Here is a 2,052-nt window from a genome sequence, read left to right as displayed (position 1 = left end):
TCCAACCAGCCATATGGATGGAGGGGAAGGCGATCATTATTACACTCTTCTCGAAGGAAATGATATCTTAGCCGATGTTTTTATCGGTCGTTTGTCTTTTAATTCTATTTCTGAATTTCAAACGATCCTTAATAAAATTCTGAATTATGAAAAAGAACCATATTTAGATGAAACAAACTGGTATAACACTGCTCTGCTGGTTGGTGATCCGAGTTCTTCCGGGCAGTCCTGTATTTATACAAAACAGTCTATCAAAGAAATGATGGGATTTCACGCTCCCAATATAAACTGTATCGAAGTTTATTCAGGTTCCTGGGTTTCGCAAATGAGCAATTATCTTAATCTCGGTGTAAGCTATTTTAATTATCGAGGATACTATGGCATGAGTGGCTGGGATAATTACGACACGAATAACCTTACTAATGGTTTTAAACTTCCTGTTGTTATTACCCTCACATGTGGTACCGGAGATTTTGAAAGTGGAACATCAATCAGTGAAGCATTTCTCCGGGCTGGATCAGTATCAGTTCCCAGAGGTGGAATTGCTGCGGTCGGAACAGCAACTTTATCAACTCATACATGCTTTAATAATTGTGTTGATGGTGGAACATATTACGGTATTTTTGCCGATCATATTTATAATATGGGTGGAGCATTAACTCGCGGCAAATTAAATTTATATATTAATTATCCTACTAATCCAAATAATTCCGTTTACAAATTTTCTTATTGGAACAATCTCATGGGTGATCCGGGAATGGAATTATGGACTGGAATTCCCCAGGAAATGAATGTTATTTATGATTCAGATGTCCCTTTGGGTTCAAATTTATTGGAAGTAGTCGTGCAAAATATCTCCGGACTTCCTTTAAAAAATGCATGGGTTACTGCTTTAATGGGAGACGATGAAATATTTTCGACCGGATTTACAGATAGCGAAGGAATAATCTATCTCGAATTGGAAGAGCTGACAGGAACAGTTGATTTAACTGTAACTCATCATAATTTTATTCCCCATTTAGGATCATTTGAGATTACTCAATCCGATTTTTTTATCAATGTAGAAGAAACTATTATCGATGATGATAATATTGGAACTTCTTCCGGTAATGACAACGGATTGATCAACCCCGGTGAAAGTATTGAACTTGGTGCCAGATTAAAGAATTACGGGACAAATTTATCAACTTCGGTCAATGCTGTCCTTTCATCTGATTGTGATTTTATTACAATCACTGATGATACGGAAGAATATGGTGATATTCCTGCTGGAAATTCGGTTATTTCCGATGATGATTTTGATTTCTCTGTTGATAATAATGTTTTGGGTGGTTCGGAAATTCCTCTTGATTTCACGATCACGGACGGAAATGGAAATGAATGGATAAATAAAGTTTTCCTGAATGTTAATGGACCAAATATTATTGAAAACAATCATATCATTTACGACGATAATAATAGTATCTTTGATCCGGGAGAAACAGTCGAACTTGTTGTAATTCTTGAAAATATCGGTTCCCAGACAGTTGACAATATTTCTGCGATCATCAGCTGTACAAATGATGATATTTCCATTTTTGATGATTACGGATATTTCGGGACTATAGTCAGCGGAGGACAAGCAAATAATATAGATGATTCCTTCGAATTACAGTCAAGTTCCCAGATTTTACCAGGTTCCCAGATTCCTTTTCAAATTCAAATTTCCAATGATAGCGGTTATGAAAGTTTTTCTAACTTTATCATTGAAGTTGGAGAAGTTGATATCACAGATCCCCTTGGTCCAGATGGATACGGTTACTATTGTTATGATGACAATGATATTGATTATGACCTATCTCCCATGTATTTCTGGCATGAAATCGACCCTGATTACGGAGGAGATGGAACTTCTCTTAACTTTTATGATAATGGAGATACCGGAGATATAGAAGATATCAATCTACCTTTCGATCTTTATTTTTATGGAAGAAGATATGAATCGATAACCATCTGTTCAAATGGTTGGATCGCTCCGGGAGAAACAAGCATGAAATCATTTATGAACTGGTC

General features: G+C 36.2%; 1 protein-coding gene. It reads left to right on the top strand.

The window, feature by feature from the left end:
- The coding region (locus tag ENL20_04415; GenBank protein HHE37798.1) for a hypothetical protein at positions 1–2,052 on the top strand (2,052 nt) is incomplete at both ends.

This window comes from Candidatus Cloacimonadota bacterium (genome assembly GCA_011372345.1).
Taxonomy (GTDB): domain Bacteria; phylum Cloacimonadota; class Cloacimonadia; order Cloacimonadales; family TCS61; genus DRTC01.
Note: the sequence above shows the minus strand (reverse complement) of the source record. Positions and strands in the feature narration are given on the sequence as shown.